This window comes from Blastochloris tepida, from assembly GCF_003966715.1.
Classification (GTDB): Bacteria; Pseudomonadota; Alphaproteobacteria; order Rhizobiales; family Xanthobacteraceae; genus Blastochloris; species Blastochloris tepida.
In genome coordinates, this window is sequence record NZ_AP018907.1 from 2,244,973 (window position 1) to 2,260,772 (window position 15,800).

The 15,800-nt window shown below is 68.7% G+C and carries 18 protein-coding genes and 1 pseudogene; 8 read left to right on the top strand and 11 right to left on the bottom strand.

Features of this window, described 5'->3' with window-relative positions:
• Positions 1–300: 300 nt before the first annotated feature.
• The 11 genes and pseudogenes from BLTE_RS10405 to BLTE_RS10450 all read right to left on the bottom strand — a co-directional run bounded on the left by BLTE_RS10405 (position 301) and on the right by BLTE_RS10450 (position 8,951).
• Positions 301–510: a helix-turn-helix domain-containing protein gene (locus BLTE_RS10405; protein ID WP_126400193.1), complete on the bottom strand. Its 210-nt coding sequence runs from the start codon at positions 508–510 to the stop codon at positions 301–303.
• A gap of 290 nt (positions 511–800) precedes the next feature.
• Complete coding sequence (locus tag BLTE_RS10410) at positions 801–1,076, bottom strand: hypothetical protein (protein ID WP_174769541.1); 276 nt, start codon at positions 1,074–1,076, stop codon at positions 801–803.
• A 36-nt stretch (positions 1,077–1,112) separates the two neighbouring features.
• Positions 1,113–1,256 carry a hypothetical protein gene (locus BLTE_RS18100; RefSeq protein ID WP_160140580.1) on the bottom strand — a complete coding sequence of 48 codons (144 nt, stop codon included), beginning with the start codon at positions 1,254–1,256 and terminating at the stop codon, positions 1,113–1,115.
• Between the two features lie 326 nt (positions 1,257–1,582).
• Positions 1,583–1,789: a helix-turn-helix transcriptional regulator gene (locus tag BLTE_RS10415; protein WP_126400195.1), complete on the bottom strand. Its 207-nt coding sequence runs from the start codon at positions 1,787–1,789 to the stop codon at positions 1,583–1,585.
• A 94-nt stretch (positions 1,790–1,883) separates the two neighbouring features.
• Positions 1,884–2,435: a hypothetical protein gene (locus BLTE_RS10420; RefSeq protein ID WP_126400198.1), complete on the bottom strand. Its 552-nt coding sequence runs from the start codon at positions 2,433–2,435 to the stop codon at positions 1,884–1,886.
• On the bottom strand, positions 2,432–3,712 hold the full coding sequence (locus BLTE_RS10425; protein ID WP_126400201.1) for a site-specific integrase: 1,281 nt from the start codon (positions 3,710–3,712) through the stop codon (positions 2,432–2,434). The genes BLTE_RS10420 and BLTE_RS10425 overlap by 4 nt, the downstream gene beginning before the upstream one ends.
• Positions 3,713–4,871: 1,159 nt before the next feature.
• Positions 4,872–5,127 (bottom strand): annotated as a pseudogene (locus BLTE_RS18555) (MerR family transcriptional regulator); the annotation flags it as partial.
• 635 nt (positions 5,128–5,762) lie between these two features.
• Positions 5,763–6,077 (bottom strand): integration host factor subunit alpha, encoded by a 315-nt coding sequence (locus BLTE_RS10435; protein ID WP_126400206.1) that lies wholly within the window; start codon positions 6,075–6,077, stop codon positions 5,763–5,765.
• Positions 6,078–6,169: 92 nt separating this feature from the next.
• Complete coding sequence (locus BLTE_RS10440; protein ID WP_126402148.1) at positions 6,170–7,147, bottom strand: beta-ketoacyl-ACP synthase III; 978 nt, start codon at positions 7,145–7,147, stop codon at positions 6,170–6,172.
• Entirely contained in the window at positions 7,141–8,208 is a 1,068-nt protein-coding gene (gene plsX, locus BLTE_RS10445) for a phosphate acyltransferase PlsX (RefSeq protein WP_126400208.1), read from the bottom strand. The genes BLTE_RS10440 and plsX overlap by 7 nt, the downstream gene beginning before the upstream one ends.
• Before the next feature lie 206 nt (positions 8,209–8,414).
• Positions 8,415–8,951, bottom strand: coding sequence for a YceD family protein (locus tag BLTE_RS10450; protein WP_160140581.1), 537 nt, complete (start codon positions 8,949–8,951; stop codon positions 8,415–8,417).
• Between the two features lie 225 nt (positions 8,952–9,176).
• On the opposite strand from BLTE_RS10450, the gene BLTE_RS18295 reads away from it, so the two are divergent.
• The 8 genes from BLTE_RS18295 to nusB all read left to right on the top strand — a co-directional run bounded on the left by BLTE_RS18295 (position 9,177) and on the right by nusB (position 15,799).
• Complete coding sequence (locus BLTE_RS18295; protein ID WP_174769496.1) at positions 9,177–10,241, top strand: hypothetical protein; 1,065 nt, start codon at positions 9,177–9,179, stop codon at positions 10,239–10,241.
• 237 nt (positions 10,242–10,478) lie between these two features.
• Positions 10,479–10,922, top strand: coding sequence for an outer membrane protein assembly factor BamE (locus BLTE_RS10460; RefSeq protein WP_126400214.1), 444 nt, complete (start codon positions 10,479–10,481; stop codon positions 10,920–10,922).
• 247 nt (positions 10,923–11,169) lie between these two features.
• Positions 11,170–12,480: a serine hydroxymethyltransferase gene (gene glyA / locus BLTE_RS10465; RefSeq protein ID WP_126400217.1), complete on the top strand. Its 1,311-nt coding sequence runs from the start codon at positions 11,170–11,172 to the stop codon at positions 12,478–12,480.
• A 24-nt stretch (positions 12,481–12,504) separates the two neighbouring features.
• The gene (nrdR, locus tag BLTE_RS10470) at positions 12,505–12,981 is read left to right on the top strand and encodes a transcriptional regulator NrdR (protein ID WP_126400220.1); all 477 of its coding nucleotides are present in this window, start codon (positions 12,505–12,507) and stop codon (positions 12,979–12,981) included.
• A complete protein-coding gene (ribD, locus tag BLTE_RS10475) occupies positions 12,978–14,141 on the top strand; it encodes a bifunctional diaminohydroxyphosphoribosylaminopyrimidine deaminase/5-amino-6-(5-phosphoribosylamino)uracil reductase RibD (protein WP_425290271.1) in 1,164 nt (387 codons plus the stop codon). Before nrdR ends, ribD begins: the two co-directional genes overlap by 4 nt.
• The gene (locus tag BLTE_RS10480) at positions 14,142–14,744 is read left to right on the top strand and encodes a riboflavin synthase (RefSeq protein WP_126400222.1); all 603 of its coding nucleotides are present in this window, start codon (positions 14,142–14,144) and stop codon (positions 14,742–14,744) included.
• A gap of 42 nt (positions 14,745–14,786) precedes the next feature.
• On the top strand, positions 14,787–15,290 hold the full coding sequence (gene ribH, locus BLTE_RS10485) for a 6,7-dimethyl-8-ribityllumazine synthase (RefSeq protein ID WP_425290298.1): 504 nt from the start codon (positions 14,787–14,789) through the stop codon (positions 15,288–15,290).
• Positions 15,287–15,799, top strand: a complete 513-nt coding sequence (nusB, locus tag BLTE_RS10490) for a transcription antitermination factor NusB (RefSeq protein ID WP_126400228.1) — start codon at positions 15,287–15,289, stop codon at positions 15,797–15,799. The genes ribH and nusB overlap by 4 nt, the downstream gene beginning before the upstream one ends.
• Position 15,800: the final 1 nt, after the last annotated feature.

Genomic DNA, 15,800 nt, shown 5'->3' on the forward strand with positions numbered 1-15,800 from the left:
CGGGGTTTTCTTTTGTGCCTATCCGGCCGCAGCGGTTCGCCCGCCGGCCTGCCGGTAGCTGTCCAGGATGAACCCCACCACGGCATCGGCACCCTGAGACGCGCTCAGGGCCGCTCGAAGGGCGGAGGCGTGCCGGTGCATGTCGGTCAGCGGCGCGCCGGCAAGATGCCCGCTGGCCAACTTCACGGCCTCGGCGGCGATCTTCCGGTCGTGGGGCCGAGCGGGGTTCCGGCGTTGAGGCAGTGGGCGAGCGATTCGAGATATTTGGTCACGTTTCGTTCCTTCGTTCAGGTGATGGGATCAGGCGGCTCGGCTGTCCGACATCGGCAGGGCGTCGACGAACGCTTGCAGATCGGCGCGCGTGAAGAGGTGGCGCCGGCCGAGCCGCCGGCTCCGGAGCCGCCCGGCCAGCATCGCGAGTCGCACCTCTTCGCGCGAAATCCCGATAGCCGCCGCCGCGGCGTTGACGCCGTTGACCACGAGCGGGCCGGCTTGAGCTTCGTTGTCCATCACGACAATCTCCGGACTGGTTTCTGATGGACCCCAAAGTGCTGGCATTGTTTCCTAGGAGTCAAGCTCTTTCTTCGAACGTTAACAATACCCTGAAAGAGCCATAAACCCGAGCATCCGCACCCGGCCGGCGTCGGCACGTCTCGGGCGGTGCTTTCGTTGATCATTCGTTGATCTTCCTCCGCTCCGAAACACATCATCCCTGCGCCGGGGCGCGAGGATGATGGGGCCGTGCGTTGCTGGCCGAGGATCACGCGGCGGCGCGCCGTGTGGCGGGGCGAGGCAGGAGATCAGGCGGCCCGGCTGGAGTCGGCCGGCAACGGCGCCAGGGTCGGCGCCGGGTGCGAGGCCAAATCGGAGACGAACAGCTCAACGTCCTCCAGATTTGCGTCATATTCCCTGCTGCTACATCCAGAAACAACAGTGTTGTTCAGGGTAATCATGTAGCCGGCGCCGTAATGCTTCCTGAGCCATGATCTAGCTGGCGTCTTGTGAAGGCGGTACCCGCATTTCTGAAGCTGGCGACGAACTTTAGACTCGCGGCTTTTCTCTTCGCGCTCAGTCATGGCGGTCTCCTTGGTTGGTCGGTGGTAGGTGATGGATCAGGCGGCAACCCGGCACGCGACGCCGGGCTCGGGGGTGATGGACTCGACGACGCGCTGACCCACCTCGGCGGCGCGCCGCTCGATGTCGGCCTCGCGCGCATCGCCGAGGCGGGCGGCGCTGTAGAGAAGCGCCGCCTTCACAGTTGCTTGGTCGGTCGGGCCGAGGATTATCGATTACGACATACTAAAGACGCTGGCGAGGTCGGCAAGCTCACGCGCAATCCTAGTTGTTTCTCCCCGTTTCATGATGGCTCCGGAAGCGTTCGCCACATCTGCCGTGGAGTCAAGCTGGCCTAATGCGTCCTGGTTACTAACGGACGTCCGTTACTCCAACGGACGACTAACGGACGACTTGACGGACGGCGACGAACGACTTGACGGATGGGTGCCGCTCCTCCGGAGAGGAGCGGCCGTTGCGTTGCGAGGCGTCGCGCTACGTCGCGCCGCGTGGCGGGGCGAGGCGGGGATCAGGCGGCAGCCGAGGTCGAGGCGCGCCGGTTGGCGGCGACCCACTGGTCGAGGTCGGGCTTGGCGTAGACGACGCGAGCGCCGAGCTTGGAGAAACGCGGCCCGCCTCCGGTGCAGCGCCATTTGTCCAGCGTCGATTTGCCGAGTCCGAGGTACTTCGCCGCGGCGACGACGTTGAGGAAGTGGTTATCGTTGTCTGATTCCATGCCTTCTACTCCGAGACAGGCGCCAAAAACCGGCGGCATGGGCAGACCATAGCGAGAAACCCTTATGGATAAAATCCGGGGTGATTTCCCATAATCACTTCCGCTCCAGTTCGGTCGCCGCTTTCAGCGCTGCCGCCTCAAAAGTCTGCCGCAACGCGAAGTCGGCGAGGTTGCCCCCGATCTTTCGGGCGTCGCGAACGGCCTCATAGAGCGTCGACGCCGCAAGAACCTTCCGGCCGGCTTTGCGCTCGGCGCGCCGGTGAGCCTCGATGACATCCGATAGCGGCAGGCCCGTGCGTTTGGCTTCCTTCTGCAAGCGCCACCCGTCCTCAAGCCGTGCACGGTCTTTCCGCCGGCCCGGTTCGTCGTGCGGTCGGTCATGCACGCCCCACATTCGGAGCGAGGGTTCATGCGAGAGCGCGAGCCCGATGGCGAGCCGGCGCCAGCCCTCGGGGGTGGGTTCGGCACCGTAGACGCGCATCAGCGCCTCAAGCCGTGGCGCGATGATCGCCGCCAAGTCGTCGACGGTCGCCTCGCTCGTGACCGGGATCGGGCCGGCGGTCAGCGGCGCGGCCCAATCGGGGAGGGCGTCGTCTTCGGGGAAATCGGGGCGCTCGTCGTCGGTCTTGATGGTGTCGTCGTTCATCGTTTTCCCCGCAGTGGCACGACCTCACCGGCCGGTGGCTGGCCGGCGAGCGCGGCGACGATCTGGCCACCGATTGTGTTCGCGGCGCGTCGCAGAGGATCATCGGCAAGGTGCGCATATCGTTGCGTGGTCGATGGCTGCGAATGCCCGAGCAACCGGCCGATGATCTGCAAGCTCATGCCTGCGCCGGCCCCGTAGCTCGCATGGGTATGCCTGAGATCGTGGATTCTCACACCTTCCAAGCCGGCCCTGCGACAGACCGCGGCCCAAACTTTGTGGAGGTCATGGCGCGGCCGGTCGGGGTTGCTCCCCGGCACGACATAGGCGCCGAGTCGCGGCAGGGCATCGAGAACGGCGAGCGCCGGGGCGCCGAGCACGATAGTTTTCTTGCCGGTTTTCGAGTCGGGCAACAACAGCAGGCCGCGTTCCGTGTCGACGTGCTCCCACCGCAGATGCAGCACTTCGCGTAACCGCGCGCCGGTGAGCAGCAGAAGGCGAATCGCCGCGACAGCGTGCGGGCCGAATACAGACCGGCGGTTTTCCTCCTTCCGGCCGTGCTTCGCCGTGGGTTTGCTATCGCCCCACGGAATGCCCTCGCCCTCGGCCTCGGCGAGCGCCGCACCAAGCGCGGCAAGCTCTTCCGTCGACAAGAACCGCTCCTTCGCTGTCTCCCGAAACTTCTCGATGCCGCGCGCCGGGTTGAAATCGTGCTCGACCTCGCCGGCCTTCCCGGCCCATGTGAACAGGCCGGACAGCAGCATCACGACGCGGTTCGCCGTCACCGGCTTCTCCGCCCCGAGCTTGCGGTGCAGGCGGGCGACGTCGGCATGGGTGACATCGCGGGCCTTCCTGGTGCCCAGCGTCGGGATGACGTGGAGCCGGAAATACGAATCGTAGAGTTCAACCGTGCGGGGTTTCTTCCGCGGCCGGACGGACTCCCGCATGAACGTCTCGATCAGGTCCGCGATGGTGGCGGCCTCGCGTTGCTCGCGCCGGTCTGCCGCCGGGTCGCTCCCCAACGTGGCCGGCGCGATGATTCGCTCCGCCTCTGCCCTCGCCTTTTCGAGCGGGAGTTTCTTGGTCGAGCCGAGAGTCATCCGCCGGGTCGGCGCGCGCCGGCCACCGCCGTTCGGCCGATATTCGACAATCCATGACGCGGCACCGGCCGGGGTGACGCGCACGCCGAAGCCCGGAACCTCGGTGTCGTACTGGACGAACACCCGCTCGCGCGGCGCCAAATCGGCGAGAACCTTCCGTGTGATCTTGACCGCCGGCATTCCGCCCTCCCCTTCCCCCGTGTCGGCACCATGTCGGCACCGATTGCGGAAACGCCCGGAACCGCCAGGAATGACGGTATGCCGAAATTCGTTTTTATACAATATGTTGGGACACGCGGGGAAAGATCTGGAAAGGGGCGGAAACGAAAAAAATCAGTCTGGGGGACTGGGGGTCCCGAGTTCAAATCTCGGCGCTCCGACCATTTTCTCCCGAAAATCCAGCAGGCTGACACGGCGTGCGCCCGGCACGGGGTGACGGGCCCTGGCGCCGTCATACGGTTTCCGGTTGATCCCTTCGGGATACCGGAAACGTCCTCGTCGAAAAATCCTTGAGTTGGAAGGGATTTTTCGGCGATCGGAATACGGTTCGAAGGCTTGATCAGCCGGAAACCGTATCACGCCTTGCCGTCGCCACCGCCGCCAAGGGTCGCATCCAGGATGCGGCGGCATTCCTGCAGCTCGTAGAGCGCCGCCTGCAGGCGGCGGGCATTCTCGCGCGACAATGCCGGCACGGGCGGCGCCTCCGCCGCGGGCGGGCGCGGCGCGGGGCGCAGCGGCGGCTCCTCGACCGGCGGGCGCGGCGGCTCGGGCGGCCGGACGACCGGCTCGGTCCGCGCGGTGGGAATCGGCACCTCGACCACCCGCGGCAGCAGCGGCGGCTCGGCGTCGCGGCCGATCTTGGGAAAGAGGCCGAGAAGCCCGCCTCGACCGGCGGGCTCGGCTGGCCGGCGCGGTGTCAGATCGGGGGACGGCGGCTCGACCGGCCGGCGTGGCGCCCTGCCCTCCTCGGGCGGGCCAAACGGCAGGGTCGGCTCCGGGTGATCGCGCAGCTCCGGGCGATCGCGCGTATTCGGATGGTCGCGGGCCTCCAGGCGATCGTGCGCGTCCAGGTGATCGCGTGCCTCAAGGTGATCGCGCACGTCCAGGCTGGGCGGCGCGTCCCGTTCCGGCCGGGCGACGACGGGCGGCGCGAGATCGGGCCGAACGAGATCGGGCGGACTGCGGTCCGGCGGCGCGACGGCCGCAGCCGGGAGTTCGGGCGCGGACGGCTCCCGCCGCTCGAAATCGCGGTCGGCGGGCAGATGACCGGCCGCCCCCTGACTGATGGGGCCCTGATCGGCGGGCTGCGGCGGCGGGGCCGCGCCGGTCTGCCATACGGTCTGGACGAAGCGCACCCCCTCGTCGCGCAGGATGCGCTGCACGCCGCGGATGGTGTAGCCCTCGCCATAGAGCAGGTGGCGGATGCCGCGCAGCAGGTCGACATCGTCGGGCCGGTAGTAGCGCCGGCCGCCGCCGCGCTTCAGCGGCTTGATCTGCGAGAAGCGCGTCTCCCAGAACCGCAGCACGTGCTGCGGCAGGTCGAGGTCTTCGGCCACCTCGCTGATGGTTCGGAAGGCGCCAGGTTCCTTGTCCACGCCGCTCCCCGCTGCTTCGCCGCGCCGCGCTCGTAAGAGTCATACGGTTTCCGGTTGATCCCTTCGGGATACCGGAAACGTCCTCGCCGAAAATCCCTGTCCGGACACGGGATCTTCGGCGGCCGAACGACGGCTCGAAAGCCCGCAGGCCCGAGGCCGTCCGGGTACATCCGATTCCAACTATAAGGGATTTCGGCGAAGGCTTGCGATTCCGATTCCGCTTCCGGGGCGAAGCGTTTGTGGGAAAACGCATTCCGGCGTTGCCGGACGGTGCCGCGCGGGGTCTGCGAAGGCGAATCCGCTTCGGGGCGGAACCCGTTGATCGGGAATCGTTTTGCGCTGGTGCAAGCCCGCGCGGCGCATCCGCCACGCAGCCAAGCTCATGTCACACTACGCCCGGCGGGTCGGTTCTTCCGGTGGCAAACTGATACGGCTTCCGGCCGATCACGCCAGACAACCGAATTCCGATCGTCAAAAAAATCCTTTCGGATCAGGGATTTTTGACGAGACCACTTCCGGTATGCCGAAGGGATCAGGCGGAAATCGTATGAAACGTCAGGGAGAGGCAAAGACACGGATGGCCGGGACGAGGCCCGGCCATGATGACGGCAGTTCGCGTTCAGTAGCGCCCGGTCTCAATCCTCTTCCTCGCCGTCGGCGTGGCCGTTGATGCGATTCTTGAGGATGTTGGAGGGCTTGAACACCATCACCCGGCGCGGCGGGATCGGCACCTCGACGCCGGTCTTGGGGTTGCGCCCGATGCGCTGGCCCTTGTGGCGGACCACGAAGGAGCCGAAGGACGACAGCTTCACGGTCTCGCCGCGGGCCAGACAGTCCGAGATCTCCTTCAGAACCTGCTCCACCAGCGCCGTGGACTCGGTCCGCGACAGCCCCACCTTCTGGTAGACGGCCTCGCTCAAATCGGCCCGCGTGATCGTTCGACCCGCCATTTCAGCCCCCGAACTCGGAATTGGCTAAGCATCCCTCTGATTTTGAACGTTAATCAGACCGCGGCCAGAGGGTCAACCGGGCAGGCGGGGAATCACCACCGCAACAACACCGATCCCCAGGTGAAGCCGCCGCCCATGGCTTCCAGCAGCACCAGATTGCCGGGCTTGAGCCGGCCTTCGGCGGCCGCCACCGACAGCGCCAGCGGGATCGAGGCCGCCGAGGTGTTGGCGTGGCGGTCGACCGTGATGACCACCTTGTCCGCGGCGATGCCGAGCTTGACGGCCGAGGCATCGATGATGCGCCGGTTGGCCTGGTGAGGCACGAACCAGTCGATGTCGTCCGGCCCGTAGCCAGTGGCCTTGAAGGCGTCCTCGATGACGTCGGTGATCATGCCCACCGCGTGGCGGAACACCTCCCGCCCCTCCATGCGCAGGAAGCCGACGCTCTGGGTCGAGGACGGGCCGCCATCGACATAGAGCTTCAGCTTGTGGCGGCCGTCGGAGCGCAGATGGCTGGTGAGCACCCCGCGGTCGGCGCGCGTGCCCGGCTGCTCCTGGCGCTCCAGCACCACGGCGCCGGCGCCGTCGCCGAACAGCACGCAGGTGGTGCGGTCGGTCCAGTCGAGGATGCGCGAGAAGGTCTCGGCGCCGATCACCAGTGCCCGGCGGAACCTGCCGCTCGCCAGCATGCAGTCGGCGGTGGAGAGCGCGAACACGAAGCCCGAGCACACCGCCTGCAGGTCGAAGGCGGCGCCGTGGGTGATGCCGAGCGCGGCCTGGACCGTAACGGCGGTGGAGGGAAAGGTGTTGTCGGGCGTGGCCGTGGCCAACACGATGAGGTCGATGTCGGCGGCCTCGATCCCGGCATTGGCCAGCGCCGCCTTTGCCGCGGCGATGGCGAGATCGGACGTCACCTCGCCCTTGGCGGCGATGTGGCGTTGGCGGATGCCCGTGCGTTGGACGATCCATTCGTCGGTCGTGTCGACCATGCCCGCCAGTTCGGCGTTGGTCAGCACACGCTCGGGCAGATAACCGCCGACCCCGAGCACCACAGAGCGCGCTGTCACGATGCGGCGGCCTCCGCCGGAACCGTCGGAGGGGAGAACGTGCCGCGCTCGTACCGAGCGAGATCGGCGCTGATCTTGGCGAGAAGTCCGTACCGCACCATGTCGTAGCCGATATCCACCGCGGACGCGAAACCGAGCTTGTCGGTTCCGCCGTGGCTCTTGATCACCACACCGTTCAAACCGAGAAAGACGCCGCCATTGGAGCGGCGCGGGTCCATTTTTTCCTTCAGCGCCTTGAAAGCCCCGCGCGCCAGAAGAAAACCCAGCCGGGTCCATACCGTCCTGCCAAACGAGGCGCGCAGGTATTCGGCGATCTGCTTAGCCGTGCCTTCGGCGGTCTTCAGCGCGATATTGCCGGAGAAGCCTTCGGTCACCACCACGTCGACGGTGCCACGGCCGATATCGTCGCCCTCGACGAAGCCGTGATAGTCGAGGCCCGGCATGTCGAGGGCGCGCAGGCGCTGACCGGCGTCGCGCACCGCCTCGACGCCCTTGATCTCCTCGACCCCGACATTGAGCAGGCCGACGGTCGGCCGGTCGAGATCGAACACGATGCGGGCCATGGCCGAGCCCATCACCGCCAGATCGACGAGGTGCTGGGCGTCGGCACCGATCGAGGCGCCCACGTCGAGCACCAGCGATTCGCCGCGCACCGTCGGCCAGATGCCGGCGATCGCCGGCCGCTCGATGCCGGCCATGGTGTGCAGGCAGATCTTCGACATCGCCATCAGCGCGCCGGTGTTGCCGGCGGACACCGCGACATCGGCCTCGCCGCGCTTCACCGCCTCGATGGCCCGCCACATCGACGACACCCGGCGGCCGGCGCGCAGCGCCTGGCTCGGCTTGTCGTCCATGCGCACCGCCACCTCGGTGTGCTGGAACTCCGACACCGCGGCGACCTTCGGATGCCGGTCGAGAATCGGCCGGACCTCCGACTCACGGCCGAAGACCAGGAAGCTGGTGTCGGGGTGGCGGATGAGCGAGATCTCGGCGCCGGCAATCACGACCGAAGGTCCGTGATCTCCGCCCATGGCGTCGAGCGCGATGCGGACAGGTGCGGTCATGGCTCAGTGGAGATTGACGGACCACGTGATCGGCGGCTCGGCAGGCCCCTCCCCTGCGCCGACCGTTGGCGAAGCGGAGATGCTTGCGGACTTATCAGGCCGGCAGGATGACCGGAGCCGGACCGAAACCCGCCTCCCGCACCCCCGCCGATGCCTGCGGGCGCGAACATACATTTTCGCGCCGTCCTGGCAACCACGTGACAGAACTATGACGCTCCGGAATCCTTCAGCCTGGCCAGCGCGGCAAACGGGGACTCGTCGTGGGCCTGCTCATCGCCGGGCTGCCATGCCGCATCCGGCTTGCGCGGATAGGGATCGACCCCCAGGCTGAAGAACTCGGTGAGGATGGCACCGAGATCGATGCGGCCGTTGATGATGGGCTCGGGCGGATCGGCGCTCTCATAGCCGAACTCGACCTCGGCGCCCGGCGCGTAGTCCGGCCCGGCATCGGCGGCGAAGCGCACGTCCACCGCCTCGTCGATCGCGCTCTCCATCGGCTCCAGTGTCACCACGCAGGCCTGCACGACGCGCCCGGTGAGGCGGCCGGTCACGGTGACCGTCCCCTTGCGGTCGACGACAAGCTCCAGAGTCGCCTTCAGCTCGGGCACTGACAGCGCGCCGACATGGCGAGCGAGTGCGGCCCGGGTCTCCTCGGTCGGCTCCAGCGTCAGGCTGCTCTCGGGCGGAAGCTGCGCCACCAGCACCGAGTGGGTCCAGGGAGCGGCGGGTGTGGGGTCGGTCACGGCAAGTCTCCAGATTCCGGCAAAGCCGGACGCAACGGGAATCATATGGGTTCCGGCAGATCGATCGGCGACCCCGGACACGTTCACTGGACACCATAGCCGGCCCGGCCGCCGGGCAAAACGCGCGAGCGCCCCGGTTCCCAGGCCGAGCGGGCGGCGCTTGACGCCCGCCAGAGCGGTGGGCAGCCTCGCACGTCGCTTTTTCGCAACGTCAGGGAGCTGGCCATGGCCATCCGACACGTCGCGATCGGGAGGGCGGTCATCCTGACGATGCTCGGCCTCCTGTTCGCGCCCCTGCCCGCCGTCGCCCAGTCGGCCGGCTGGTCCGTCCACCGGCTCGACAGCGCCGGGATCGCCGTGCCGACCGACTGGAAGGTGGCGCGCGTCAATGGCGGCAAGGAGCTCGACATCACCTCGCCGGACGGCAGCCGCCGCCTGCTGGTGTGGTGGTGGTTCCCCGATGAGCCGCTGCTGGGCTATCCCGACATCGTCTCCCACCGCAAGGTGACGGTGGCCGGCGAGCGCGCGCTCTACATCCACAGCCGCACCGGCCCGCGCGACACCATATCGGTGACGCTGGACAAGGGCCGCAAGGACAAGCGGCGGCTGCACTTTCTCTATGAGGTCGAGGGCGACCTCAGCCAGGGGGATCCGGCGCTCGACGATATCCTGTCGCGGGTGACGCTCGGCGGCGCGGCCCAGAACCCGGTTCAAGACAAGCGCAGCGAGGCGGCCCCCGCTCTCCCGGCGCCCGCTGCCGCGCCCGCCCCCGCCGCTGCGCCGAGCCCGGCCCCGGTGGCGGCCGGCCCAGCCGCGGCGTCGCCCAGGCGGGTGTGGCTCGGCCGCTTCTCGATCGAGCCGCCGGCCGGCTGGTCCGATGTCAGCGACCGCGGCACCGGCGCGGTGACGCTGGCGCGGCCGGACTCGGTGGCGCGAATCGACATGTCGCTGCTGCCGGCCGGCGAGCCGATGCCGAGCGAGGGCCTGGAGGAGGTCGAGCAGACGGTGATCGCCGATCAGCCGGCCACCCGCCTGTTGGTGCGGGGCGCCGGAACGCAGGCGATGTTCTACATCTTCGACGAGGCGGACGCCGCCGGCGCCCGCCTGACCCTGGTGCTGACGACGGTGGGCGAGGTTTCCGGCGCGCTTGCGCTGTTCGAGACCGTCGCCGAGAGCCTCCGTGCCGATCTGCCGCCGCCTGCCGGCACCGCGCAGGGCGCCCAAAGTTTGTCCCCGGCCGGCGACGACGAGCTGGACCAGGATCCGTTCGCCGGCCTCGATCTGGATTGAGCCGCGAGGCTCCGGTAGGTTTCGACCGCAGCGGGTGCCGGTCGGGCCGGCGCGCCACGATCACGCCACAGAGCCGCACGAAGGTCGCCGCGCCATTTCCATTGCTTCAGGTCGGCTGTATGCCGGTGGCGTCGCCGCAGGGCCGCCGAGGCCGGCCGGCGGAGGCGATGCGGTCATGAAAGACGCACTGCGCTCAGGACAGTTGTTCGGGATCGTTGCGTTCAGGATAGAGGTGCGATGAGCAAGTTCACGATCGGTCGACGCGCGTTGGCGGTCGGATTGCTGGCGGCGATGCTGCCGCTCGGCGGCTGCTTCACCCAGACCCTGCAGCGCGGCTATGTGATGCCGGAAAACGCGCTGGAGCAGGTGCCGATCGGCTCCACCCAGGAGCAGGTGCTGATCGTGCTCGGCACGCCGTCCACCGTCGCCACGCTGAACGGCGAGGTGTTCTACTACATCTCGCAGACGGCGAAGCAGAGCGCCGCCTTCATGCAGCCCAAGATCGTCGATCAGCGGGTGCTGGCGGTCTATTTCGATCCCAAGTCGCGCCGGGTGCAGCGGGTCGCCAATTACGGCCTGCAGGACGGCAAGGTGTTCGACTTCATCAGCCGCACCACCACCGCCGGCGGCGAGGAACTGTCGTTCCTGCGCCAGATCCTGAGCGCCAACAAGAGCTCGTGAGACGGTTTCCGGTCGATCCCTTCGGGATACCGGAAACGGTCACCGGTCGGACGCGGCTTGGCGCGGTCTGGCAGCCGCCCGATCGTCCGCTCCGCAACCATGGCCTGTGCGGCAAGACCGCCGCCAGTGCGGCTAACGCCTTGGCGCACCTTGCCCGCCGTGGTAAGCGACCGCTTCGGCCGTACGGCGCGGGGTGTCCGCGTGCGTCGACCGGATCAACGCAACCATGAGTAAGGGGAGCGTGGCCATGTCGGTTTCCGACGTCGAGCGCAGCCGGCCGCTATCCAACAGCTTCTTCACCGCCTCGCTGGCCGAGGCCGATCCCGAGATCGCCTCCGCCATCGCCAAGGAGCTGAAGCGGCTGCAGGACCATATCGAGCTCATCGCGTCGGAGAACATCGTCTCGCAGGCGGTGCTCGAGGCCCAGGGCTCGATCATGACGAACAAGTACGCCGAGGGGTATCCCGGCCGGCGCTACTATGGCGGCTGCGAGTTCGTCGACATCGCCGAGACCATTGCGATCGACCGCGCCAAGAAGCTGTTCGGCTGCGCCTTCGCCAATGTCCAGCCCAATTCCGGCAGCCAGGCGAACCAGGGCGTGTTCCTGGCGCTGCTGAAGCCCGGCGACACCTTCATGGGGCTCGACCTCTCCGCCGGGGGCCACCTCACCCATGGCAGCGCCGTCAACATGTCCGGCAAGTGGTTCAACGTGGTGCCCTACAATGTGCGCCCCGAGGACCAGTTGATCGACATGGAGGCGGTCGAGAAGCTCGCCCGCGAGCACAGGCCGAAGCTGATCCTGGCCGGCGGCTCGGCCTATGCCCGCCACTGGGACTTCGCCCGCTTCCGCCAGATCTGCGACGAGATCGGCGCCATCTTCATGGTCGACATGGCCCATTTCGCCGGGCTGGTGGCGGGCGGTGCCCATCCCTCGCCGTTCCCGCACGCCCATGTCGTGACCTCGACCACCCACAAGACGCTGCGCGGCCCGCGCGGCGGCCTGATCCTCACCAATGACGAGGACATCGCCAAGAAGATCAATTCGGCGATCTTCCCCGGCCTGCAGGGCGGCCCGCTGATGCACGTGATCGCCGCCAAGGCGGTGGCGTTCGGCGAGGCGCTGCGCCCCGAATTCCGCACCTATGCCGCGCAGGTGGTCGAGAACGCCAAGGTGCTGGCGGCGACGCTGCTGGAAGCCGGCTTCGCGCTGGTCACCGGCGGCACCGACAACCATCTGCTGCTGGTCGACCTGCGGCCGAAGGCGCTCACCGGCAAGGCGGCGGAGGCCGCGCTGGGGCGCGCCCACCTGACCTGCAACAAGAACGGCATCCCGTTCGACCCCGAGAAGCCGATGGTCACCTCGGGCATCCGGCTCGGCACGCCGGCCGCCACCAGCCGCGGCTTCGGCCCGGCCGAGTTCAGGAAGGTCGGCGAGCTGATCGCCGAGGCGCTCGACGGGCTGTCGAAGAACGGCGAGTCCGGCAATGGCGCGGTCGAGTCGGCGGTGGCCGCCAAGGTCGGCGAGCTGACCCGGCGCTTCCCGGTCTACGGACAGTGACCTCATGACAGGGCGGCGCGGGTCATGAAGTGCCCCTTCTGCGGCAGCCTGGACACCCAGGTGAAGGACTCGCGCCCGTCCGAGGACGGCACGGCGGTGCGCCGCCGCCGGGTATGCCCCGATTGCGGCGCGCGCTTCACCACCTTCGAGCGGGTGCAGCTTCGCGAACTCACCGTGCTCAAGCGCTCGGGCCGGCGCGTGCCGTTCGACCGCGAGAAGCTACGCCGCTCCATCGCCATCGCGCTGCGCAAGCGCCCGGTCGAGGAGGAGCGGATCGACCGGCTGGTCTCCGACATCGTCCGCCAACTTGAGAGCCAGGGCGAGAACGAGATCGAGTCCGAGGCGATCGGCCAATTGGTGATGCAGCGCCTGCGCGACATCGACACCGTGGCCTATGTCCGCTTCGCCTCGGTCTACCGCAATTTCCGCGATCCCAAGGATTTCGAGGATCTGCTCGGCGAGATCGCCCACGCGGCGGCAGCCGGCGCCGATCGGCCATGACCGCCGCGACCGCTCCGCACCACCCCGCCGCCCGCCCCGCATCCGAGACCACGGCTGACGATCTGCGGCTGATGGCGGCGGCGATCGCGCTGGGCGATGCCGCGCGCGGCACCACGTGGCCCAATCCGGCGGTCGGTGCGCTGGTGGTGCGCATCGAGGACGGCGTCCCGGTGATCGTCGGCCGCGGCTGGACCCAGCCCGGCGGGCGACCCCACGCCGAGGTGGTGGCGCTGGCGCAGGCCGGGGCGGCGGCGAAGGGCGCCACCCTCTACGTGTCGCTGGAGCCCTGCGCCCATTTCGGCAAGACCCCGCCCTGCGCCGACGCCATCATCAAGGCCGGCATCGCCCGCGTGGTCGCATCCGTCGGCGATCCCGACCCCCGCACGGCAGGTGCCGGCTTCGCCAAGCTCGAAGCGGCCGGCATCGAAGTCACGCGCGACGTGCTGCGGGCGGAGGGCCTGCGCTCGCACGCCGGCCACATTCGCCGGGTTCAGGACGGCCGTCCGCACGTGATGCTGAAGCTCGCGGTCTCGGCCGACGGCAAGGCGGCGCTGCCCGGGCCGCGGCCGGCTGTGATCACCGGCGAGGCGGCGCGCGCCCGCGTGCATATGCTGCGGGCATTGTCGGATGCGATCCTGGTCGGCATCGGCACGGTGCTGGCCGACGATCCCGACCTCACCTGCCGCCTGCCGGGGCTGGCACACCGTTCGCCGGTGCGGGTGGTGCTCGACGACGGGCTGCGGCTGCCGCCCACCTCGCGCCTCGTCCGAAGCGCCGGCACCGTGCCGGTGTGGGTGATCGCCGCCGCGGACGCCGATCATGCCCGGGAGCAGGCGCTGACCCAGGCCGGCGTCGAGGTGATGCGGGTCGGGCGCGGTGCCGACGTCCGGCTGGACCTTGCCCAGGCGCTGGCGCTGCTCGCCACCCGCGGCATCACCCGGCTGATGGTCGAGGGCGGGCCCACCGTCGCGGCCGCCCTGCTCAAGGCCGATCTCGTCGACGAGACGGTGGTGTTCGAAAGCCCCGTCCGGCTGGGCGAGGACGCCCTGCCGGCGCTGGCCGGCCTGCCGCTCGGCATGCTTTCTGCTTCCCCGGCCCTGAACGCCGTCGAGCGGGTGCCGGTCGGCGCCGACCTCATGACGGTCGCAAGGAGACCCTGAATGTTCACCGGCATCGTCACCGACATCGGCGAGGTGGTCGCCGTCCAGGACCGCGACACGCTGCGCCGCCTCACCGTCGCCTGCCGCTATCCGGCGGCCTCGATCGCCCTCGGCGCCTCGATCTGCCACTGCGGCATCTGCATGACCGTGGTCGAGATCGGCGAGCAGGACGGCCGCACCGTCTATGCCGTGGATGCCGCGGCCGAGACGCTGCGGCTGACCACCGCCGGCACCTGGCAGGTGGGAACCCGCCTCAATCTCGAACGCTCGCTGAAGATCGGCGACGAGCTTGGCGGCCACATCGTCACCGGCCATGTCGACGGGCTGGCCGAGGTGATCTCGCGCCGCGACGCCGATGCGCAGGCGACCTTCGTCATCCGCGCCCCGAAGGCGCTTGCCCGCTTCATCGCCGCCAAGGGCTCGGTGGCGCTCGACGGCACGTCGCTGACGGTCAACACGGTCGAAAACGACGACTTCTCGGTGCATATCATCCCGCACACCCTGGCGGTAACCACCTGGGGCGCGGTGAAGGCCGGCGACCGGTTGAATCTGGAGGTGGATCTGATGGCGCGCTATGCCGCGCGCCTTGCCGAGGCGCGCTGATCCGCGTATTCCCGGGCACAAACCCGGAAAATACCCCTGATGATCGTCACCTCTTCCAGCGCGGCCGCGGAGGCCGAGCAACCCATTCCCGGCGCCCGTATTCTCGTGGTCGAGGCGCGCTTCTACGAGTCGCTCGCCGACCTGCTGCTCGACGGCGCCATGCGCCGGCTTCAGGCGGCCGGCGTGCAGGTCGATCGCGTCACCGTGCCCGGCTCGCTGGAGATCCCGGCGGCCGCAGCCATTCTGCTCGACGCGGCGGCGGCCCGCCTTGAGCCCTATGACGGCGTGCTGGCGCTCGGCTGCGTGATTCGCGGCGAGACTTCGCACTACGACATCGTCGCCAACGAATCGGCGCGCGGCCTGATGGATCTGGCGGTCGCCCGCGCGCTGCCGGTGGTCAACGGCATCCTCACCGTCAACACCGAGGCGCAGGCGACCGAGCGCGCCGAGCCCGCGCGGCTCGACAAGGGCGGCCATGCCGCCGCTGCCGTGCTGTCGCTGGTGCGGCTCAAGCGCGGCCTCGTGATGCCGGAGCGCGTGTCATGAGTTCCGCGCCCGACAAGCCTGCCGCTCCCAAATCGCCCTCGCCGCGCCGCGTCGCGCGGGCCGGCGCCCGCCTCAATGCGGTGCAGGCGCTCTACCAGATGGATCTGGCGGCGACGCCGACCGCCGACGTGTTCGCCGAGTTCGAAAGCCACTGGATCGGCCGCGAGGTCGAGGGCGTCACCCATCCGGATGCCGAGATCGCCTTCTTCCGCGATCTCGTCGAGGGCGTGGTGCGCGAGCAGCGCCGCATCGACCCGCTGATCGACGCCACCCTCAGCGGCGGCTGGCCGCTCAAGCGCGTCGAGGCCGTGCTGCGGGCGCTGCTGCGTTCCGGCTGCTACGAATTGATGTCCCGCCCCGATATTCCCGCACGGGTTGTCGTGTCACAATATGTCGACGTCGCCAGCGCGTTCCTGGAGCAGGAGGAAACCTCGATGGCCAATGCCGTTCTCGACGCGCTGGCCCGCAAGCTGCGCGCGGCCGAATTCACCGACGAGGGCGGCCGTTGAG